The organism is Paenibacillus sp. sptzw28 (genome assembly GCF_019550795.1).
Lineage (GTDB): Bacteria > Bacillota > Bacilli > Paenibacillales > Paenibacillaceae > Paenibacillus_Z.
In genome coordinates, this window is sequence record NZ_CP080545.1 from 4,747,137 (window position 1) to 4,768,818 (window position 21,682).

21 protein-coding genes are annotated in these 21,682 nt (G+C 52.1%); 9 read left to right on the top strand and 12 right to left on the bottom strand.

Annotated features, from left to right (window positions below; all coding sequences use genetic code 11):
• The first annotated feature begins 181 nt into the window (after window positions 1-181).
• From KZ483_RS21705 to KZ483_RS21730, 6 genes are all read left to right on the top strand, one after another.
• Window positions 182-1,549, top strand: coding sequence for a YheC/YheD family endospore coat-associated protein (locus tag KZ483_RS21705; RefSeq protein ID WP_220349610.1), 1,368 nt, complete (start codon window positions 182-184; stop codon window positions 1,547-1,549).
• A 19-nt stretch (window positions 1,550-1,568) separates the two neighbouring features.
• Window positions 1,569-2,795 carry a YheC/YheD family endospore coat-associated protein gene (locus KZ483_RS21710; RefSeq protein WP_220349611.1) on the top strand — a complete coding sequence of 409 codons (1,227 nt, stop codon included), beginning with the start codon at window positions 1,569-1,571 and terminating at the stop codon, window positions 2,793-2,795.
• On the top strand, window positions 2,792-4,165 hold the full coding sequence (locus tag KZ483_RS21715; protein ID WP_220349612.1) for a YheC/YheD family endospore coat-associated protein: 1,374 nt from the start codon (window positions 2,792-2,794) through the stop codon (window positions 4,163-4,165). The genes KZ483_RS21710 and KZ483_RS21715 overlap by 4 nt, the downstream gene beginning before the upstream one ends.
• Complete coding sequence (locus tag KZ483_RS21720; RefSeq protein WP_220349613.1) at window positions 4,165-5,322, top strand: YheC/YheD family endospore coat-associated protein; 1,158 nt, start codon at window positions 4,165-4,167, stop codon at window positions 5,320-5,322. The genes KZ483_RS21715 and KZ483_RS21720 overlap by 1 nt, the downstream gene beginning before the upstream one ends.
• 82 nt (window positions 5,323-5,404) lie before the next feature.
• Window positions 5,405-5,944: a GNAT family N-acetyltransferase gene (locus KZ483_RS21725; protein ID WP_220349614.1), complete on the top strand. Its 540-nt coding sequence runs from the start codon at window positions 5,405-5,407 to the stop codon at window positions 5,942-5,944.
• 14 nt (window positions 5,945-5,958) lie between these two features.
• On the top strand, window positions 5,959-7,104 hold the full coding sequence (locus tag KZ483_RS21730) for a YheC/YheD family endospore coat-associated protein (protein WP_220349615.1): 1,146 nt from the start codon (window positions 5,959-5,961) through the stop codon (window positions 7,102-7,104).
• Window positions 7,105-7,150: 46 nt separating this feature from the next.
• Here the strand turns inward: KZ483_RS21730 and KZ483_RS21735 are convergent, their stop codons facing one another.
• The 12 genes from KZ483_RS21735 to moaA all read right to left on the bottom strand — a co-directional run bounded on the left by KZ483_RS21735 (window position 7,151) and on the right by moaA (window position 18,486).
• Window positions 7,151-7,861: an HAD hydrolase-like protein gene (locus KZ483_RS21735; RefSeq protein WP_258881769.1), complete on the bottom strand. Its 711-nt coding sequence runs from the start codon at window positions 7,859-7,861 to the stop codon at window positions 7,151-7,153.
• A gap of 81 nt (window positions 7,862-7,942) precedes the next feature.
• The gene (locus KZ483_RS21740) at window positions 7,943-9,088 is read right to left on the bottom strand and encodes a phosphodiester glycosidase family protein (protein ID WP_220349617.1); all 1,146 of its coding nucleotides are present in this window, start codon (window positions 9,086-9,088) and stop codon (window positions 7,943-7,945) included.
• A 256-nt stretch (window positions 9,089-9,344) separates the two neighbouring features.
• The gene (locus KZ483_RS21745) at window positions 9,345-9,914 is read right to left on the bottom strand and encodes a manganese catalase family protein (RefSeq protein WP_220349618.1); all 570 of its coding nucleotides are present in this window, start codon (window positions 9,912-9,914) and stop codon (window positions 9,345-9,347) included.
• 67 nt (window positions 9,915-9,981) lie between these two features.
• On the bottom strand, window positions 9,982-10,242 hold the full coding sequence (locus KZ483_RS21750) for a spore coat protein CotJB (RefSeq protein ID WP_220349619.1): 261 nt from the start codon (window positions 10,240-10,242) through the stop codon (window positions 9,982-9,984).
• Window positions 10,239-10,478: a spore coat associated protein CotJA gene (locus KZ483_RS21755; protein ID WP_220349620.1), complete on the bottom strand. Its 240-nt coding sequence runs from the start codon at window positions 10,476-10,478 to the stop codon at window positions 10,239-10,241. The genes KZ483_RS21750 and KZ483_RS21755 overlap by 4 nt, the downstream gene beginning before the upstream one ends.
• 170 nt (window positions 10,479-10,648) lie before the next feature.
• Window positions 10,649-11,986, bottom strand: a complete 1,338-nt coding sequence (locus KZ483_RS21760; RefSeq protein WP_220353601.1) for a hemolysin family protein — start codon at window positions 11,984-11,986, stop codon at window positions 10,649-10,651.
• Window positions 11,987-12,035: 49 nt separating this feature from the next.
• On the bottom strand, window positions 12,036-13,184 hold the full coding sequence (gene yfkAB, locus KZ483_RS21765; protein ID WP_220349621.1) for a radical SAM/CxCxxxxC motif protein YfkAB: 1,149 nt from the start codon (window positions 13,182-13,184) through the stop codon (window positions 12,036-12,038).
• A 155-nt stretch (window positions 13,185-13,339) separates the two neighbouring features.
• Entirely contained in the window at window positions 13,340-14,458 is a 1,119-nt protein-coding gene (locus KZ483_RS21770; protein WP_220349622.1) for an HD-GYP domain-containing protein, read from the bottom strand.
• Between the two features lie 138 nt (window positions 14,459-14,596).
• Complete coding sequence (locus tag KZ483_RS21775) at window positions 14,597-15,442, bottom strand: undecaprenyl-diphosphate phosphatase (protein ID WP_220349623.1); 846 nt, start codon at window positions 15,440-15,442, stop codon at window positions 14,597-14,599.
• A 20-nt stretch (window positions 15,443-15,462) separates the two neighbouring features.
• Window positions 15,463-16,941, bottom strand: coding sequence for a bifunctional metallophosphatase/5'-nucleotidase (locus KZ483_RS21780; protein ID WP_220349624.1), 1,479 nt, complete (start codon window positions 16,939-16,941; stop codon window positions 15,463-15,465).
• 24 nt (window positions 16,942-16,965) lie between these two features.
• Complete coding sequence (locus KZ483_RS21785) at window positions 16,966-17,445, bottom strand: hypothetical protein (RefSeq protein WP_220349625.1); 480 nt, start codon at window positions 17,443-17,445, stop codon at window positions 16,966-16,968.
• A gap of 39 nt (window positions 17,446-17,484) precedes the next feature.
• On the bottom strand, window positions 17,485-18,486 hold the full coding sequence (gene moaA, locus KZ483_RS21790) for a GTP 3',8-cyclase MoaA (protein ID WP_220349626.1): 1,002 nt from the start codon (window positions 18,484-18,486) through the stop codon (window positions 17,485-17,487).
• A 103-nt stretch (window positions 18,487-18,589) separates the two neighbouring features.
• Here moaA and KZ483_RS21795 point away from each other — a divergent pair, with 103 nt between their 5' ends.
• The 3 genes from KZ483_RS21795 (at window position 18,590) to KZ483_RS21805 (ending at window position 21,670) form a co-directional block, all read left to right on the top strand.
• On the top strand, window positions 18,590-19,327 hold the full coding sequence (locus KZ483_RS21795; RefSeq protein WP_220349627.1) for a molybdenum cofactor biosynthesis protein: 738 nt from the start codon (window positions 18,590-18,592) through the stop codon (window positions 19,325-19,327).
• 14 nt (window positions 19,328-19,341) lie between these two features.
• Window positions 19,342-20,403 (top strand): ThiF family adenylyltransferase, encoded by a 1,062-nt coding sequence (locus KZ483_RS21800; RefSeq protein ID WP_220349628.1) that lies wholly within the window; start codon window positions 19,342-19,344, stop codon window positions 20,401-20,403.
• Between the two features lie 211 nt (window positions 20,404-20,614).
• Window positions 20,615-21,670, top strand: a complete 1,056-nt coding sequence (locus KZ483_RS21805; RefSeq protein WP_220349629.1) for an HD-GYP domain-containing protein — start codon at window positions 20,615-20,617, stop codon at window positions 21,668-21,670.
• The last annotated feature ends 12 nt before the right edge of the window (window positions 21,671-21,682 follow it).

Consider the following 21,682-nt stretch of genomic DNA (forward strand, 5'->3'; position numbering starts at 1 on the left):
GAAATGGCCTTGGCCGCGTCAGATTGTCCTCCCGCGCCCATGATTGAAAAGGTTGATGAAAGTACCGATGATGGCTAATCACCAAGGTATAGATGTCCTCATATGATAAATTAATTCGTGTAAAACACCTAAGGCCCCCAACCCACACGTCGTCATCCTCCAGCTTGGAAGGAGATCCGCGATGCTGAAATCGAAAGTCGCCGTGCAGGTGATCAGCTCCGGCATCTTGCCGGATGACGCCATCATGCTCGGCGAAGCTTATTTGAATCATTGGAAAATTCCGCAAGGCCAGCCTGTCACGCTCAAATTCGGCGCGCTTCGTCAACCTATCAAGGTCGTGCCGGTAGGGCGGTTCGACGGCCTGCGTATCGGGCAAGGCCTGGCAAGACGTATGGGGATCTTCGATAATACGACACTCCGCATCCGGTACCACAGCGAAACGACGATGCTGGCTCTCGGTCCGCTGATCGGCGTGCTCGTCAGCCGCGACGATCCGAATATGCGGGAGCGCCCTTTCGGTTCCATTACGATGTTTTGCAAGGAACTGGTCGACGCTTGCGCCGCGCAAGGCGCACATGTTTACTTCTTTACCCCTAATCAGATTGCAGACAACTTCAGCACTGTTGAGGGATGGGTTTACTCGGGAGGCTGGAGGAAGACGGCCGTACCCGTCCCGGATGTAGTGAATAACCGGCTGACATCCCGCAAGCTCGAGAATAAACCCAGCGTACAACATTTTATGAAAGAAGTAAAATCCCGCCATAACACGGCAGTGTTCAACGAAAAGTTTCTCGACAAGCCGGAAGTATTCGACGCCCTGAAGAAAGATTCGACATTGGTCAAGTATTTGCCTGAGTCGCACTTGCTTCGAAACTATACCATGCTCAAGACGATGTGCGTCAGGTATTCAACCGTGTTTCTTAAGCCTGTGAGGGGAAGTCTCGGTAAAGGCATTATTCGAATTTCCAGAATAGATAAAGATAATTATCAAGCCCTTTACACGACGGTTGGCGGTACCCGCAAACAGCATTTCACCAGTCTTCTGAAGCTGTTCTCCTCTATCTCCGGCAAAATGAAAACCGTTCGCTACCAAATTCAACAGGGGCTCCAGCTGATCGATATCGGCGGCAGACCCGTTGATTTCCGGGCGCTCGTACAAAAGGATGAAACGGGCAAATGGACTGTCACATCGATCGTTGCGCGTACGGCAGGCAGCCACCATTTTGTTTCTAATTTGGCGCGGGGCGGGACGCTCAGTACGGTCAGGGAAGCTGTTCTCAAGTCAAACCTGGTCGGAGCGTACGCTCAGGATGCAACGGCTCGCTTCCACCGGGCGGCGCTTGAAATCGCCAAAGGTGTAGATACGCACATCCCTGCTCATTTCGGCGAGCTTGGCATCGACCTTGCTCTTGACACGGCAGGCCGCATATGGCTGCTGGAAGTAAATTCGAAACCCTCCAAGAACGATAACACACCTCTGCAGGAGCAAAAAATACGTCCCTCAGTACGCAACATGATAAGATACGCCCGGCATTTGGCCGGATTTTAATGCAAAGGGGGAAGCGGCGATGGCTTTGCCACAGAAGCTGTGCATACTCGGAATTTTGATCAGTGAACGGCAAGACGGCGGAGAAGAGCGGACGAATGCTCCTCTTGCCATGCCGGAAGATGAATTCTGCCGCCAGTTATGCCGTTTCGGACGGAATTTGGGGCTTCTTGTCTATCTTTTCGATTCATCCGGCCTTGAATCCGCATCCCGGAGAGTGGCCGGATATTCGCTGGAGGACGGCTTATGGAATCCGGGAAGTTATCCTCCGCCCGATGTCGTTTACGATCGATCGTTATGCCGAAATGCAGAGCAGAGAAGGCGGCGAAGCATTTCTCTTGCGGAATTAAAGCTTCTCAAGCCCTTTGTCCTCTTGAATGGGACGCTGCCCGGCAAACTGGACGTATATGCTGCACTCCAGGACGATGAACAGCTTCGGCCATGGCTCCCGCTCACAATGTGTTATTCGGGGGCGGAGCTCGCCTCCCTCGAGAGACGTTACCCGGATGGGTTGTTTTTGAAGCCATCCGCCGGGTCGCACGGGAGAGGAGCCGTCCGCCTCTCACGGTGGCGGGAGGGCTGCAGGATCGACGGCAGAGACCGCCGCAATGAACCGATCTCGCTTCAGTTTGACCACTTCTCTTCGGCAGCGCAATGGCTTGAGCGATTCATTGGAACCGCCGTTTATACGGTGCAGCCGTATTTACGCCTGAACGGCAGTGACGGGATGGCTTTTGACGTCAGAGTGCTCATGCAGAAAGACGAAACCGGCCGATGGTGTTATACCGGTTCAGCGCTTCGCAAGGGAAGCCCCGGAAGCGTAACAGCCAATCTTCATGGCGGAGGCACGGCGAGGAAGGCTGACGATGCTCTCTCGGAGCAGTTCGGCAGCGCGTCCGCCGCAAAGCTGCTTGCCCGTATGCGCCGCATCGCGGGGCGCGCGGCGGTCAGCCTCGAGGAACGCTTTGGTCGGCTTGCCGAGCTGGGCTTTGATTTCGGCGTCGAGCCGGACGGCCGGCTTTGGCTGCTTGAGGCAAACGCCAAGCCGGGACGGCAGTCCTTCGCCGGCGACGAGCAAGCGGCGCGCAATGCCGTGCTCCGTCCGCTCCGTTATGCCCGGCTGCTGGCCGGGGGGCACAGCCCGATTATGAAAACCGATATTCCACGCTTGTTCAAACATCACGAAGCTGTTCCCGTTAATGCAGATGACCGAATCCAAAGGAGATACGTCCAGGAGGTTCATCCATGAGTTTGACATCGTGCCACGTACACTTCTCACCGCAAAGCGAAAGAATCGTCTACTTGTCGAATTCGCTGTTAAAATCGCTGAAGCTGTCCGGCAAGAAAACGGTTCATGTTAAGCTTGGCAAGGAAACGATTAGCGCAAAAGTAAAGCCGATAGAACGGCAGGGTCATCATATTTATTTGTCCGCTGGAGTCCGCAATTTGATCCGGGTGCCCAAGACCGGCAGCATTTCGCTGCTACAGGCAGGAGAGAACGAAGTGCAGATCGGCCCGCTGATAGGCGTGCTGACCGACTCCGATTCGCGAACATCCGGATCCCCGTTCGGCCCCCGAAGCGGATATATACGACAGCTGCTGCGGATGGGAGAGCGCAAAGCATATTTCTTCGCTTTCACCCCTCGCGATATTAATTGGCAGCAGGAAAAGGTAAACGGTTATTTCCTCAACAGCCAAGGCGGCTGGTACCGCAAAATCGTGCCGCTGCCGGATGTCGTTTATAACCGGCTTCCCAGCCGGCGGGCGGAGACGACCGCAACGATCATGACGCTTCGCGACCGTTTTATCCGTAAGCAAATTCCTTTCTTCAACTGGAGCTTCTTTAATAAATCCGACGTATACAAATTACTTGATCAGGATGTTGAAGCTTTAAATCACCTGCCGGAATCGGTAAACAACCCTCGTGCCGACAAAATAAAGGAAATGCTGGAGAAGCATCAGTTTATTTACTATAAACCTAGTGCGGGCAGCCTTGGCATAGGCATATACAGACTCACCTACCATCCGAAGCGGGGATATTTCGCCCGTTACCGCCGCGGAAATTCCAACGTGCTGCTCCGCTTCACCAATTTCAACAGCCTGATGCGGATGCTGCAGGCACGCCACGGAAGCTCGCTGGAACGCTATGTGAGTCAGCAGGGCGTTCGCTTGATCGAAATTGACGGTTGTCCCATCGACTTCCGATTTCATATGCACAAGAATGGCAATAACGAATGGGTGCCCGTCGGCATCGGAGCGAAAAAAGCCGGCCGGGGCAGCGTCACGACTCACATCAAAAACGGCGGATCGCTCCTCACGCCCGAACAGGCGCTGACCCGGACGTTCGGAGAACGCGCCGATGAGATGCTTGAGAAAGCCAAAAAGGTATCCGTGAAGCTCTCGGAAGCAATCGAACGAAACTTCCCCCATACCCTCGGGGAGCTTGGTCTTGATATCGGAATCGACAAGGATGGAGAAGTATGGATGTTCGAAGCGAACGCCAAGCCGGGGAGATCGATTTTCAATCATCCTGCCCTCCGGTCTCAAGGCCGCGCGTCTTTATCCCACATTCTGGATCACTGCATGTACCTGAGCAGATTCCACGGGGGGAATGAGTAATGAACAGCATTCTCCACGAAGACACCGCCATCGGAGAGATTCAAAGCAAACGGCCGGTGCTGGCAATACTGACGATCGACGATGAAATTCAATTGTTCCGGGGCAACCGGAACAATTTTGCCGATCTGATCCGAGCCGGCCGCGAACATGGCTTCATCGTATATGTACTGACGGTCAAACAGCTTAAATTATCGCGAAGGCAGCTCGACGGCTTCTACTATGACGAGGGGACGGACAGCTGGCTGCAGCAGAAGTTCCCGTTTCCCGACCTGATATACAACCGTATCCCGCTTCGTGAGGATGAGGTGCAGCCGGAGGTCAAGCGGAAGATCGCGGCCTGTCTGAGCAACCCCCGCGTAACGCTGTTCAATCCCGCTTTCTTCGACAAGTGGCACTTGTTTAAATGGTTGCGTAAATCAAGAACGACGCGGCCTTTTATCCCGACGACAAGACGGATGCTTACCCGGGAGGGGCTTGGCAAAATGATGATCAAGCACAAGTTTCTTTACTTGAAGCCGGTAAGCGGCAAGGCGGGAAAAGGTATAATGACCATTCAGCTGCAGCCGGAAAGAACACTTCCCTACAAGCTCAAAATTCAAGCCGATAAGCGGAGCATCACCTATAATTGCGGGACGATACGCAAGCTTTGGATACGGATCAGGAAAGAGAGCGTCGGGGAGCGGTATATCGCCCAGCAGGGCATCCAGCTTGCTTCATTTAACGAACGGTCCTTCGATCTGCGCGCACTTGTGCAAAAGAACCAGCGGGGACAATGGGAGATTTCGGGCATTGGGGCACGCATCGCAGGTTCGATGAGCATCACGACACATGTACCGCGCGGCGGCAGCATCGACGACCCGGAGAAGCTTCTTGTCAGCGCATTCGGCGAGGAGGAAGCGCGTAAACTGCTTATAAAGACCCGCATTACCGCTCTGACCATTGCCAGACAAATCGAGCGGGGCTCCGGGCATAGTCTGGCGGAGATGTCGATGGACCTGGGTGTGGATCAGGAAGGAGGCATCTGGTTTTTCGAGGCGAACGCAAAGCCGATGAAATTCGATGAGCCGGACATTCGCAAGCGGTCGCTCGATCGCATATTTCAATACAGTAAGTATGTATTGCGAACGAAAACGGCCAAAGCAGCCGTTTCCGATTAATTCATGCATTTTTGCTCGAGCATACCCCGCATATATTCATGGAGGCGGGTTTACGGTGCACAGGAAGGAGGGGGCGAGCCGCATGGACGTTAAACTGTTGTCGCCTTCCGAATGGGCGTCGCTGAAGGGAAAGCTCATTGCATTTGCCGTGCGCTTCGGCGACAACCGCCTTACCGCCTCGGGAATCAGGGAGCTTCACCGTTTAAGGCCCGAAGCGTTGGCCGTCGGAGAATGCGGCACGCCTGCCGCTGCATCCGCCGCCCCTTCCGGCATAAGGATGCTCAACGCAGCTCAAGCAGCGAAAGCGAAGGAACCCGGCGGGAACGCCGATGCCCCGTTGACGGCGGTCGCGGTTGCGGTTGCAGGCGGCAAGCTCGCAGCCTTCGCTTTTGCCGCTCAGGCCGGCGAGCGGGCCTGCCTGGTCGTAGTCAGGCCCGAACTGCGCGGTCAAGGAGCCGGCAGCGCTCTGCTTAAGGCGCTGCACGGGCGGTTCGGAAGACTGGCCTGCAGCGTGGCCGCCGATAATCCCGCCAGCATGCAAATGTGCTTTCGTGCCGGGATGAAAGCTGTCGGCATGTCTACGGGGCCAACCGGCAAGCCGACTCTCAGATTCGAATGCTAGGAGGAGGAGTCCGCATGGGTCAGCCCGTGCTTGGCATATTAACTCTTTATCTCAATGAGAACGGTTTGCTTGAAGAGAAGCCGATCTATCAGAAGATGACAACAGCCGGCCGAAAAATGGGACTGGATGTCTTCGTCTTCACGCCTCAGGATGTCAATTATAAGCAAAACCGGATTCACGCTCTCATATTCGATCCTTCTTCGAAAAGCTGGGTGCGCAAATGGCGCCCCTTTCCGCATATGATTTTCGATCGGTGCCGCATTCAGCGCAGCTATCGTTTCGAGCAGCTTCGCACCTTCCGGAAGCAGTATGGACACCTCACCTTTCTCAACCGGATGCTGCGCAACAAATGGATCGTTTACAAGACGATGCGCAAGGATGAACGGTTTCGGCCTCATCTTCCAATTACGAGGATGTATGAAAATCCAAGCGATCTGACGGAAATGATCCGTAAATATCCGCTCGTTTATTTAAAGCCGGTCAACGGTACAGGCGGACGGGGAATCCTTCGAATAGAGAAGCAGAATGGCGGGAGCTATCTCATTCAGGGCCGCGATCAGTCGCGCCGCATTATTAACCCGCAGCGGGTTCCGTTATCGCGTCTACACGAGAAGCTCGCAGCCTGGGACCTGAAGGGAAACCGTTACTTGGTGCAGCAGGGAATTCAGCTGAAACTTCCAAGCGGCAGGGTCCATGATTACAGGATGCTGGTCCAGAAAAACGGGAGCGGCGATTGGGAAGCTACAGGCTGCGCGGGGCGGATCGGGGCGGCCGGCAGCATTACATCCAACCTGCACGGGGGAGGAAAAGCGGTTATGATGCATTCGCTCCTCAACCAGTGGATAACCGGCGAAGAAACGGTGCAGACCGTGAAAGCCAAGGCCGAAGAACTCAGCCTCCAAATGGCCGCTTTTCTAGAGCAATCGTACGGCAGGCTGTGCGAGCTAGCACTTGATCTCGCCATTGACCAGAAGGGCCACATTTGGCTTTTGGAAGTGAATCCGAAGCCTGCACGAGAGGTATTCGTTCAAGCAGGCGAACGCGAAACGTACATTCGGGCGATTACCAGACCTCTCGAATACGCTTTGTGGCTGCACGAGCAAAAAAAGCGCCGCAAGGATAAACTGCCGCAGGAAGAAGCAAATCCCGGAACGTCGTAACGTTACCGGGATTTGCTGAGCGAATTCGCCTGTTTTAGCGTAACCTTCAAGCCCCTGCTTCCGCAACTTTCTCATCCGCTGCGCTGCAGAGCTCAAGCAGCTGACGGAAATCGCTGATCAGCTCATCGGCGCCGCTTAGCTCCTCCTTGCGGCCGTACACGGCATACGCGCAGCCTATAACGCCTAGTCCGTTGCCTTTGCCCGCTTCAACATCCGATGAGCGGTCACCGACCATCCAGGCTGCATTAATGTCGTGATCCCGCATCAGCCGAGCGACGAGGTCCACCTTGGAGGCCGTTGCAAATTCGCCGGCACTGTATAAACCGCTGAACAAGTCGGCGATTTTTTTAAATCGCGCGACTCCCTTTACATACATTTCCAGACCGTTGCTTGCAACAAAAAGCTTGTACCCGCGCGCCTTAAGCTGACGGAGCGTCGTTTCCACATGAGGGTAGAGCGAGCCCTCTCCCGCCTCCAAGCCTTCCAATTCATACTGCAGCAGGAGCTCGTCCGCCCGTTTACGAGCCGCCTCCGAGCTGCCTGGCATCACATTTTTCCAAATATCCTCAAGCAGCATCCCGAGGCAGCCAAGCAGCTTCTCCACCGGAGGGACCGGTTCCATATACAAGCCCTCTTCGCGAAGAGTCCGAAAAATTCGTTCATGAACGCCCCTTAACAGCGTGTCCGTCTCAAAGAGCGTACCGTCCATATCAAAAATAAGCGCCTGCGGCGTTATTAGCTTCCGATTGCTGTCTATGATGCTCTCCTCCTTCCAAACCTGCCCTTATGATACTGGAAAAGAACGGATGGGCGCAAGCAAAAGATCAATTTCAATCACTTACCACTTGGCCGGATCGATATCTTGCGGTTTAAGACCGTCCCAAATATTCGGTATATTCACCTGCTCCGGATGTTCATATACGAGAAATGCAGTCGGCAAGTAACGTTCGCCATGCTGCGCGGAGGGCTTGTTCAAAATATCTCCGTCCTTAACGAGTACAGTCGATGAACCGCCATCCAGATTAGCGGCGATTACGGCACCGTGCTTAAGCATGATCTGCTGTACATCATACAAATTAGCCCCTATGCTGTACCCCGGCTGTCGCCCGTCGATGACGACAAAAAGAATCGCGCCGTCCGCCCTTTGTCCCATCGCAGTACGAGGGGCGATGCCCCAGCCGTCTTTGGGACTCTTGATCAAGCCCTTCCCGTTTACGATAATCCGGGGTTGAAAGGTTACCGCTTCTTGTAAGTCCATATCCTGTATTTGCTTCAGGGAATAACGGCCTGCAACCATTTTTCCATGCTTATCGATGCCGACGATCTGCGTTGAATCCTTGTCGCCCATATCTTTGTAGTAGATTTTCCCTTGCGAAATAACAATACCTATCGGTTGAAAGCCATTCCCCATCCAATTAGGATCGGCAAACCCTCCTCCGTTTACGCCGGCAATCGCCCCGGTTCTCTTAACCATGCTCGATACTTTTTCTCCGCGTCCTGCCTTCGCAGGGACACAGAGACGAATTTTGGTCGGATCCTTGACGGTCATAATATATCCGCGGTAGCCTGTCCCGGTGATCGGTTCGATCTGGACGAGCTGATTCTCAGTAACAGCGTCATTAGCGCCCGCCGTCGATAAATGGATGGTATGAGTGTCCCGTTCATCTCCCATGGCATTAAATTCGTTCTGATATTCCTGCACTCTTTTGTCCAGCGCTTCCTGCCCGATTATATATTTTGCCCATTCCCGGTGCTGCGTCGTGATTAGCGTATCCGCCATTAAATAACGAAAATTCGTGCCCGATGGCGTTAGAAACAGCCAACCACCTATCAGTGACACAATCAACGCCACAAATGTACCCAAGTAGATCAGGAATCTTCCGATACCGCCTCTGCGCCGTTTATTCTTTTTTCCTTTTCCAGTCGTTGTCCGCGGTGCGGCAGGCTGCTTGAAGGCAGGTCTAGTCGTCGTTTTCATGTCCATATACTTATCCGCCTCTTTTCCACTGGCTTTTTCAAGCTAATTAATTAGACGATTGTCTGTGCTTTAAAGTTTCGGTTTAACTGTAGATGTTACAAAACCAATGTCTTGCCGTCATGGGTAAAACGACCTAAATTTTATACCCCCATAGGTATAAAGCGGTGAAGAATGTGTGTCAAAAGGCGATGTTCCTTCCATATTTATGTATTCGGGTCATGTCCAGTACAAACAACCCCAGTCCACGACCAGGGTTGTTATATTAATAGACCTTTTTCACTTCCCGGTCGGCTTTGAGAATCTCGACCGCTTCCTTGAATCTCATGGAGTGCACAATCTCACGCTCACGTAGAAACTTCAAGCCGTCCTGGAGATCGACGTCGTCGGTCATATCAATGAGCCATTGATAGGTGGCCCGGGCTTTCTCCTCAGCGGCGATATCCTCATACAAATCCGTGATCGGGTCGCCTTTCGCCTGAATGTATGCTGCCGTCCAAGGTACGCCGGAAGCATTGTTATAGAATAGCGCATGGTCATGATTGGCAAAATGATCGCCTAGACCTGCCGCTCTGAGCTGCTCAGGTGTTGCGTCCTTCGTAAGTTTATAGATCATTGTGGCAATCATTTCCAAATGGGCAAATTCTTCCGTTCCAATATCTGTAAGCAAACCAATCACTTTATCCGGTATTGTATACCGCTGATTCAAATAACGAAGCGCTGCGGCAAGCTCACCGTCAGCCCCGCCGTACTGCTCCATTAAAAACTTTGCCATTTGCGGGTCGCATTTGCTGACGCGTACCGGATACTGCAGCTTCTTTTCATAAATCCACATGCCTGTTCATCCTCCATGACCGACTTTCCGACAAAGGCGGCCTTCACATACTCTTGCTGCCGTTTCTTTATACCTGCCAAGGCCAAGGCGATTCCGGCCATTGCCATGGATATTTGGAGAAACTGTGTCCAAAATGCATCAGCGGCCCATAGTCCATTTCGTATTGGTATGCGCATTGCTTTCGCTGCTCGGCAAGCTGGTTGAACTGCTGAAGCGCCTGCATATCATTGGGGTGCGTATCGAGATACAAATTCAATTCAACCAGGCCAAAATCCAACTGCTGAAGCTCAAAAAGCTTACGATAATAGTTTTCATCCACCGTCTTCATGTTTGCTCCTGCTCCCTTATCCCGCATCTCGACTCATAAGGACTATAGAGGGCGGGCCACAAGGTCCCAAGCTTTAGCGCTTCATGCAGTGAAAATTGCGGTAAATTCATCGGTTGATATGGAATGAATTGATTAGGCGGCACGACGTAAGTTTTAACACACTTCGGCGGACAAGGATCAAACGGACCTACGAATGGATACCAGTCGCGGGTTTGCTTGACGATGTTCACATTCATCTGCATTCTCCTCCTGTAATATCGGCTTTCCCATTTGCATCATATGACAGAAGCCCAGTTTTGGTTCTCACTGGACAGGGACCTCATTTCCCGGGGAATAGTGCGAATGTCACAATAAAAAAACAGTCTGCGCATGGACGCAGACTGTTTCGGTAGAAGAAAACGGGACTTTAATTTTTGGAAGGCGCTTCAACAGGCTCGGGGGTTTTGCGGCGATAAATATGTACTCGGAGCACACGAAGAGGTTCACTTTCCGCTACCTCGAAGACGAAGCCCTCATGCTCCACTTTCTTCCCTTTTGCCGGATTTCCTTCAAGACGCGTAAACAACCAGCCGCCGATCGAATCGACATCCTCATCTTCAATATCGAGATGAAACATATCGTTGATGTCTTCAATAAGCATTCTGCCTTCTACCGACGTTACTTCCCCTTTGACAACCACACTTGGCAGATCATTATCGAATTCATCATGTATCTCTCCTACGATTTCTTCGAGAATCAGCTCAGTCGTAAGCATCCCGGCCGTTCCACCGTACTCGTCGACGACTATTGCCAGCTGCGAATGCCTGTGCTGCATCAGCTTAAGCACTTGACTGATTTCCATCGATTCCGGTACGTTGAGAATCGGACGGAGAAATTTATCCAGCATATGTTCTTCATCCGGATCCGCAGTCAGCAGATCGGTAATATGTACGAATCCGATCAATTGATCTTTGTCCTCGACGCAAACCGGGTAACGCGTATGCTTCGTAGCGTAGACGGTCTTCATATTTTCCGCAAATGACAGTTCTGCATACAGACAGTCCATGTCGGTTCGCGGCAGCATCACTTCGCGGGCAAGACGGTCGGAAAACTCGAAAATATTATCGAACAGCTTAAGCTCGTCTTTATCGATAATACCGCTCCTTGCGCTTTGGTCCATGAGAATACGAATTTCTTCCTCGGTATGGGCCGAATCGTCTTCATGCGCCGGTTTAACCCCGAGCAGTCTAAGCAGCCGGTTAGCCGAACCGTTAAGAAGCCAGATCGCCGGAAGGAAAAGCCGGTAAAACAGCAGCAAGGGCATTGAAGCCCATAATGATGTCGATTCGGGTTTCCGAATGGCCAGCGTCTTGGGAGCAAGCTCTCCAAGCACGATATGCAGAAACGTAATAACGAGAAACCCGATAATTACCGATATCGTCGAAATCACGGTTACATCAGTCATACCGAACTGGTGCATCGCCGGTTCGACGATCAATTCGGAAATAGCCGGCTCCCCTACCCAGCCTAGACCGAGCGAAGCGATCGTAATGCCCAGCTGCGTGGCCGACAAATACGTATCGAGCCTCCGGTTAACCTTCAAAGCATATTTAGCGCGCTTGTTTCCTTCATTTGAAAGCTGTGTCAGCCGCGACTGCCGAACTTTCACCAGCGAGAACTCCGCTGCGACAAAAAAACCGTTCAGCAAAACAAGAAGTATAACGATTAACAAATTCCAAAAAATCCTGTCCGCTTCAAAGTGCATATGCAATAGGATTGTCCACTCCTCTCATTCAGAAAGGGATACCGGTATCTTATTCTTTCCGGTCTATAATAGCCTTCCGGGTTCCAAAATCCGCATTCCGGTAATACATATCCTTCACCAGCAAATTCGGTCCGCAGCAGCCTGCTGCGGGACAGTGGCAATTCACGCTGCGCGAGAGCGGGTGACTTAGCCACCTCTCGAAAAGCTCATCCAGTCTGTCTGAGCCAATATTTCCGAAAGCCGGGACATCGGAGAAATCCGTTACGAATACATCTCCCGTAAACAGATTCACGTTCAACCGGTTTCGTCCGTCCGGATCGTTGCGAACCGTAACATTCGGCTCCGCCGCCAAACGGGCGAGCAGCTTCCGCTCTTCCGTCTCTTCGCTGCAGTGAAAGAAAGGCAGCGTCCCGAACAGCATCCAGACAGATGGGTCGCGGCCGTCCACCAGCCGGTATATGGCCGCCCGCATCTCTTCTTTATTAATAACCGGTAAATCAGCAGCGAAAGCACTCGGATACATCGGATGCACCTCGTGACGCCTGCAGCCCATCTCCACTATAAGACGATGGATGTCGGCAATTTTCCCGTGCGTCCGATAATTTATCATCGACTCCGCGGAAACGAACAGCCCCCCGTCGCTTAACCGCCGGGCATTATCGACCATTCGGTCATAAAGTCGAAAGGCCGTCTCACGTGAAACGGGATGTCCGCTCTTCGCGAAGCCAACCTCATGAAAGTCGTCCGCAGACGTATAATTAAAAGAAATATGCATGACGTCAAGATAAGGGGCGATTGCTTCATACCGGCTGTAATCCAGCGTCACATTGGAATTGATTTGCGAGCGGAGACCCCGGCTGCGCGCATATTTCAACAAAGGGACGATATATTCCTTGACCGTTCGATCGGAGAATGAGGGTTCACCGCCGGTAATACTGATCGTCTCCAAATGCTCCACTTCTTCCAGCTTCCGCAGCATCATATCAAGCGGAAGCTTCGGCGGCTCCGCCAGTACAAGCGTATCGCCGACGGCGCAGTGCTCGCAGCGCATGTTGCATAAATTCGACACGGTCATCTCAACACTTGTCAAACGATGACGACCGTATTGACGAAGCGAGGATATCGGATCCCATGGATCATATGATGGAGACAACGGCTGTATTCCGCGTTTTCGACCGGATTGTGTTGCATTCAACATTCTTTCAGCACCTGACTTTGGATGATTTAACATATCCTATTCTTTTCATTGTAATGTCACAGACCGTTTGTTGCAAATGATACAAGACTACAACAACCATTTTATCAAAAAAACAGGAGCCTTTTCGGCCCCCGGGTGCAGCGGTTAAATGGTTTTCATTTGGCGCCTGCCGCGCTGATGAGTGTCTCGTCTTCATTAACACCGGCGATCATCATCGTCAGCTTGGTGGATAAATCAACTTCATAAGGCGCGCGGAGCTCCTCGCCGAATTCGTTTTGCAGTAACCGGACCACAGGGCGGTGTGGACAGGCGGAGTTGATGTCGACTACAACGCCGGTTTCTCCGGTTTGCAGCTTGACCGTAATTCCAAGCGGATAGATGGCCACTTTGTCGCGGAATAACTGAAGCATATGCTGCTCATATAGCGTCCCTGTACCGGCGTATAGCGATTCAACCGCCTGATGCGGCAGCATCGGGTTGCTGTAAATGCGCGTCGTGGTCATTGCATCGTAAGAATCAACAAGACCGATCCACTTTGCAAATTCGTGAATATCATTCCCCTGAATGCCTCTGGGATAACCGCTTCCGTCGAGCCGTTCATGGTGCTGGTATGCGCAATGCGCCGCAATCAGGGGAATATTCGGCTCATCCTTGAGCAAAGTATAGCCGATTTCCGTATGTCGCTTCATTTCGTCATATTCTTCACGGGTGAGGGACCCGGATTTTTTCAATATATCAGTTTTGATTTGCGTCTTTCCGATGTCGTGCAGCATAGCCCCAAGCCCAAGCGTCATCAATTGATCGCGGGAATAACCATTGGAGATGCCAAGCAGAACGGAGTAGACGCAAACATTCAGAGAATGCTGAAATAAATACCCGTCCACCTGTCCCATGTTCATCAGCATGATCAAGGCATCCTTCTGCGCCGTCAAATCATCGATGACCAAGTTCATTACGTCGCGGAAGGCTTTCGCGATATAAGGATAAGTTACACCGTTTTTACGCTTTGGCTTATCCATCATGTTGCGGAAATTCGTGCGGATCTCACTCATTGCTCGCTGCCTGGTCTCCAAGGAGATCATATCGGGTATAACAAGATCGGCGGTTCTCGAATCTTCGATGTAGACAAAGCCTATGCCGCAATCCGCCAATCTGAAAATAAGCTTCTCTGTCAGTTCGACTTTTTCCGTCAGCAGCACTTGGCCTTCTTCGGAGTATATTTTTTTCGCCAATTTCATGCCTGGCCGGCACATCTGTACAGGCAATAATCGCATCGGATCGACCCCTGCCTTGCTTCAATTTTCCTGGTCAGAGTCCAAAAGGAACACCTAGTAATGTTAATGTAAGGGATTTTAGGAAAAAGAGCAATAAAAAATTCGGCAAATGTCGACAAATTAATCATTCTATCAACTTTAACGCATAATGAACAGCCAGAACAGCGCAGCAAGAATGAATCGGTAAATCGCAAAATGGGTCAATCTGACCTTCTGGATATGTTTAAGGAACAAGACGATAACCAACCATGCTACGACAAAAGCCACGATAAACCCGACGATGAAGAACGCAAGATTGCCGCCTTCTATGTATTTGTAATTATCCAGGAGCTCATAGCCCGAAGCCGCAATCATAATCGGTATGGCCATCAGGAACGAGAAGTCGGCGGCCGCTTTGTAGCTCGTTCCGACAAGCATTCCGCCGGCAATGGTAGAGCCTGAACGGGAGTAGCCCGGCCAGAGCGACAGACATTGCAGCAGACCGATCATGAAAGCCTGCTTATATGAAATATCGTCAATCGTTTCCGATACCACCCGAATGCGTCCCGACCTCGATAGCCACTCTGCCGCGATCATATAGATCCCGCCGACAACCAAAGAGACCAGCACCGGCGTCTGATTAAAGCCCTCGCCTTTGATGATATCCCTCAACACGAAAGCAAGTCCCATCGCCGGCACGATTCCCAGTGCCACATGAATGAGGTTAAGCTTTTTCCGGGCGGCTCGCGAGGCTGATATCTTTCCAAGCGATTCCGTGCGATTGGACAAGCCGAACAGATTGGCGATTCGCTGGCGGTAAATAAGCGCGATGGCGAGGATGGCACCCAGTTGAATGACAATTTCAAATGTCTTGATCATTTGGTCATCGGCCGGTATGCTAAGCAATTTGTTCATTAAAATCATATGTCCGGTTGACGATACCGGCAAAAATTCCGTCAAGCCCTCGATAATACCTAAAATAACCGCATTAATGATATCTCCCATAAAAGTCCCATTTCGCTCCTTTACATTCCTTGCTCGTCGCCGCCATAGGCCGCCGCATCTGTCATATTCCACCGGCTTCGCCGGCAATCGGCGAGGGCGGCTGGATCCTGCAGTTCGGCGGCGAGCACATCACGAATAAACTCGGGCAGGAAAAAACGGATATCCGTGCCGTTTTTGATTGTCTCATAACCGACACCGAACGTAAACATGTCTATTGTCCCTACCGAGTATTGACGGTCATTGTCGAATGGCTCCCCATTGACCGTTATGGAATGGATTTTGCCATGTGGAGGACTGTCCGGGTTCCACCGGATTTTCAGGCCGTCAACAGCAAGCGTGCCAAGTACGGACCCGCGGAAGCCGAACCCGCGAATCGGCTTTTCAATATATTCGCCAAGGAGGGATTGTTCGAGCGCGAAACGTACCGCCGCGCCGGAAAGCTTCATCCGGCACGGATTTATCGGCGACGGACACAGTGCGTGCAGATCGCCCGCCGTAACATCGCCGGCAGCGAGGCCGCCGAGCAGCTGTCCCGCGTTAACGATACCAATCTCGGCATCGGTCCAGCGCCGGAGACCGGCGGCGAGCAGATTGCCGAGCGGCGATTCCCTTTCGGTCCGGGCGGGCAGCGGTGCACTCAGCCGGGTAACGACCCGGCTGAGGCGGCGCACTCCCGCCTCCTGGTAGCCGCTGATGATGGCGGCGGCGGCCGGATGCTCTTCGTATGCGGCGACAGGTACACATGAAGCGCTAATGATGGGGCGCGAGGAGAGCGGGTCGATTCTGATCTCCACGCGTCCGATATAATCGCCGAACTTACCGGCGGCGCATATACAGGTCCGGCCAATCAATTCCGGCTCCACCAGCAGGTGATGCGTATGACCGCCCAAGATCAGGTCGATACCGGGCACAGTTTCAGCCATCCGGCGGTCAAGGATTAAACCGAGGTGCGACATGACTACTAGAACATCCACTTTTTGCCTAATCGCTTCAGCTTGCTCAGCTACCGCCTGCAGCGGCTCTCCCACATCCCAGCCAAGAAGCTGATAAAAATCGGCAAAGGCGGCGGTCACTCCGATAATTCCGATATTAAGCGAACCCTTGCGGATAATTGTATGCGGCATAAGCCAATCGGGCTTCTCCCCGTTCACTTTATAGCGCATGTTCGCACAAACAGTCCGGAATTTCGCTTGACGCCCGAAAGCCTCATCAAGCTGCTCAGTTGTAAACGTCAGTCCCTCATTGTTTCCCAGCGTGACCGCTTCATAGCCGGCGGCGTTGATAAGCGCTATATTAGCAAGGCCGTCGCTAGCCTCCGTCTCAATCCGCATCCGGTCCATATGATCGCCGATATCCAATGCGAGCACATGATCGCTTCCAAAAGTACGGCGGGTTTCGGCGATATAGGAGGCCATTTTTGCCGCAAGCTCCAAACGGCTGTGAATGTCGTTACTGTGCAGTAAAATGACTTCCGGCGCATCGATTGACGTATCTCTCATGCTTGCCTCCCGGTTGATTGGGGATTAACGCTTCATGCGCATATCTTGCGGGGAAAACGTATTTTTGAATCCGTATGCCACGTCCCCGCGGCTTGCCTCTTCGTGAAGAATACGGCATACAACCACGCTCTTCACATTTAAGCAAGCGCTTGTTCCGTTCGGCACATATAGCCGGATCGGACCGCCCTTCGTCAGCGGTGAACCGTTAATCGCAAACTGAACTGCAGCATCGGGGAGCTGCTCCCAGGGAATAAGCGCTTCAAAGGCATCAGCCGCTTCCACTTTCAGATGAGTCGGCTGCGGCACGTCGTCCGTTATACCTTGGCCATTGCGCCATTCCTCATACCATGCGGCAAAATCAAAAGCTTCTCCGGCTGCATCGGCAACACGTTCGGATAGAACGAATGTGCCTCCGGCAAGCGAAGCCATCGCTTCCGGCGACGTTTCATGGGGCTGCCGGCCGAAATGATCGATAATAATTGTACGGGATTGTGCTTCCTTCATAACGATTCCCCTTCATACAAATTCGGCTTACTGCCGGGCTTAGCCGCCGATTTGCGACATCCGCCTTGCTGTAGGCTCATGACTCTGTGCTTCGCCCGCCAATTTGGCGGCCATTTCGTGATTGAGCGGTTTGATTTCCATAGCCCGCATATAGATTGCGCGAAGCGCTTCGGGATCGCCGAGTGCAGGCTTCACGTTCAGTTCGTCTACCCAATAGAGGCATGGTTTCAGGTTTCCGTCCGCCGTTAGACGCAGACGGTTGCACCGTTTGCAGAAATGATCGCTGATTGGATGAATGAGTCCGAACGATCCCGTTCCTCCCGTGATCCGGTAGTCCTCTGACGGACCGTTGCCGACGATATCGTCCAACCGCTCGACGTCGAGGCTCTGTTCTTGCGCAATCTCGAGCACGCGCGTCAAGGGCAGATAGTGGTTCTTCCAGTTGTCGTCGGCGTGACCGATCGGCATATATTCAATAAAACGGACATGGAGCGGGTGCTCGTATGCCATTTTTAGAAAGGCGGCGATTTCATCCTCGTTGACGCCTTTAAGAAGGACGCAGTTTAATTTGATCGGCGAGAATCCGACGCGAGCCGCAGCTTCGATGCCATCCATAACCCGTTTCAAATCGCCTCGTCTGGCTATGAAACGAAACCGGGTCGGGTCAAGCGTATCCAGACTGATATTAACTCTGTTGACGCCAGCTCTTCGCAGCGCCTCGGCTTGGTCCGCCAGCAGTACGCCGTTCGTTGTGAGGGATATATCCCGTATCCCGGGAATGGCCGCGAGACGACTGACAAGACCGTCAAGGCCGGGACGGACAAGCGGCTCTCCTCCGGTTATCCGGAGCTTGGAAATGCCGAGGCTGGCGCCTATTTCAACGACCTCGACAATATGATCGTAACTGAGCAGATCGGATGACGGCGCAAATTCCACGCCTTCTTCCGGCATGCAGTACAAACACCGCAGGTTGCAGCGGTCGGTAACGGATATCCGTAAATAATCATGCACACGTTCAAATCGGTCAGTCAAAACTGGCATAGCCGGCACTCCTTTCTGTACTCTCCTACTAGCATAACATTTTTCAATCGATTATGGTATGCTGTATAGATCGACACTTCTATGATATGAGAGGTTTTCTGCCATGGATATTAAGTGGAACATTCAACTTTTTGCAGGACTTTCCGAGCGCTTCGGACAACCAACAATTACTTTAAATTTGAGACAGGAGCAGCTCACTGTAATTGACCTTAAGCTGGCTCTCATTGAACGATATCCCGCACATGAAACGCTCATCCAAGTCTCGTTTGTGGCCTGTAACCAGTCATACGCTGCAGACGGGGATACCATAAATGCAAGCGACGAGCTCGCTCTGCTGCCCCCGGTTTCGGGCGGGGAAGATTCCCCGGGCGGCATTCATCAAAGCGCAGGCAGCGCTCGCTATCTCATAACCGCGGAACCGTTATCGGTAGAAGCGGTGACCGCCGAAGTTATCGTTCCCGGCCACGGAGCCGCGCTGACATTCACCGGCACTACCAGAGAGTGGACGCAGGGGCTGAGAACAGTTCGCCTTGAATATGAAGCGTACGTGCCGATGGCGCTTAAGACGCTGCATCAGATCGGTGAAGAGATAGCTGAGCGCTGGTCAGGCGCGCAATGCGCGATCGCTCATCGGATCGGCGTTGTCGGTATTGCCGAAATCAGCGTTGTCATTGCCGTTTCAGCTCCGCATCGGGACACTTGCTACGAGGCAAGCCGCTATGCGATTGAACGGCTGAAACAAATTGTACCCATATGGAAGCGGGAAATATGGGAAGACGGATCGGAATGGAAAGGCCATCAGCAAGGACCGTGGAATCCGGCAGCACCGCTGCATCCATAATAAGGAGGCCCCCTATGACCTTTGAAAACAATAACCAGGAGGCAGCTGCGGCGGAACGCTACTCGCGTCAAATCCGCTTTGCGCCGATCGGACCTGAAGGACAACGCGGCATCGGTGCAAGCCGTGTCGCAGTGGTAGGCATGGGAGCGCTGGGTTCGGTAGCCGCTCAACATCTGGTTCGCTCAGGTGTCGGCAGCGTACGGCTCATTGACCGTGACGTACTGGAATGGAGCAATCTCCAGCGCCAAATGCTGTATACGGAAGAGGATGTCGCCGCTTTACTACCCAAAGCCGCCGCAGCCGCCAGTCGGCTTGGCAGCATAAACAGCGCGGTCAAGATTGAACCGGTTATAGCCGACCTTTCAAATAACAATGCAGAGCAGCTTCTTGGAGGGGTCGATCTCATCATCGACGGCTCCGATAATTTTTCCGTCCGTTACTTGATTAACGATGTTAGTCTCAAATTGAATATTCCGTGGATTTATGGCGGCGTAATCGGCGCTTCCGGAATGACCATGTCTTTTATCCCGGGCAAAACGCCGTGCTTCCGCTGTCTGTTCCCGGAAGCACCGGCAGCCGGCTCGGTGGATACTTGCGAAACGGCCGGCGTCATTTCCCCAGCTGTCGACATAATCGCCTCTCTGCAGGCGGGAGAAGCGATTAAGATGCTGAGCGGCAATGCGGATGTAATGCACGGCACTCTGCTGCAAATCGATTTGTGGCATAATCGGTGGATGCCGCTTAATGTATCGCAATCCAAGCGTGCCGATTGTCCGGCATGCGCAGAGCAACGGTTTGAACATCTGGAGGAAGGCTCCATTGAACCTGCGGCCGCTTCCTTATGCGGCCGCAATACGATCCAGATCACACCCGGAAGGACAACCGCCATCCTGCTTGAGGAGCTGGCCGTGCGGCTTTCCCGCATCGGAAAAGTTGAGCGCAACCCCTTTCTCATCCGTTTTCAGCGGGACAAGGATATAACTGCCGTCCTCTTTAAGGATGGGCGCGCACTTATTCAGGGAACTAACGATCCGGTAACCGCGAAACGGGTTTACAATGAAATATTCGGAATGTGACTTCCAGCCTGTCCACAGGATGACATAATTTAACTAAGGAAAATAATCCTTACCATCCAATTAAAAATATGTTAACCTGGTATTATATGCCTATATCTTAATACCCAGCAGCAACTGTCAGCTTGTTCCATAATACTGCTATTGCCGGTTCCGATTTATTGCTACCTAGGTCATATTTTTTGTAGCAGCATACTGTTGCAAGAGGTGAATCATGAGAGTACATGTGACAGAGCTTCAAAACGGCGACCGGTTAAGCAATGATACCTTTAACTTATACGGGTTGCACGTGCTTTCCAAGGGCACCGAACTTTTTGGTGTTGAGATCTCAAAATTATTCCAGCATCAAATAGAGTATGTGGACATTAATACGAGAAGTGAAGAATTGCCTTTCGATAGTACATTAGCATCCGGAATAAATCCGAAATGGTTGCCCACACTCGAGCCAACCTATAAAAATGCGGTAAGCGGTTGCGAGCAGCTATTTACAGATGCGCTTAAGAGTGGAAAAATTTATGAAGAAGACCTCGTTGAAACATTCCAGCCCCTCGTCGATAATTTCAAGCTGGAGCGCGATGTCGTTTCAATGCTTCTTCTGCTCAATACGAAAGACGATTACACGTACCAGCATTCCGTTCAAGTCGGTATGTTATCTTATTATCTCGCGGGATGGCTCGGTTTTGATCAGCAGCAATCCGTAAAGGCGGGACAAGCCGGTTTTCTTCATGACATTGGTAAATGCAAGATCAAAAGTGAGGTATTGAACAAACCGGATCGTTTGACTAGTGAAGAGTTTGAAATTATTAAACAGCATACCGTATATGGCCACCAGATCATAATGGAGTCATTCGGGGAGACCACACCTGCTATCGTTGCCCTTCAACATCATGAACGGATAGATGGAACCGGTTACCCGAACCGTATTACCGGTGAACAAATGCATCCCGTTTCAAAAATCGTCGCCGTTTCAGACGTATATAGCGCCATGATCTCCTCCCGTGTATACCAGGAGAAACGCGATCTTTTAATCGTCTTGAAGGAACTGTATCGTATGAGCTTTGCCGAATTGGATCCGGCAACTACACACACTTTCATTAAACATATGATTCCAAACTTTATCGGCAAGCGGGTCGAACTGACAAGCGGCGAATCCGGCACCATTGTGATGACTCACCCTTCGGAATTCTTCCGCCCGCTTGTCCAGATCGATCAGAGCTTTATCGATTTGAGCGTGGACCGATCGCTGGAAGTTAAACAAGTATTTATGTAAAAAACTCCGGAA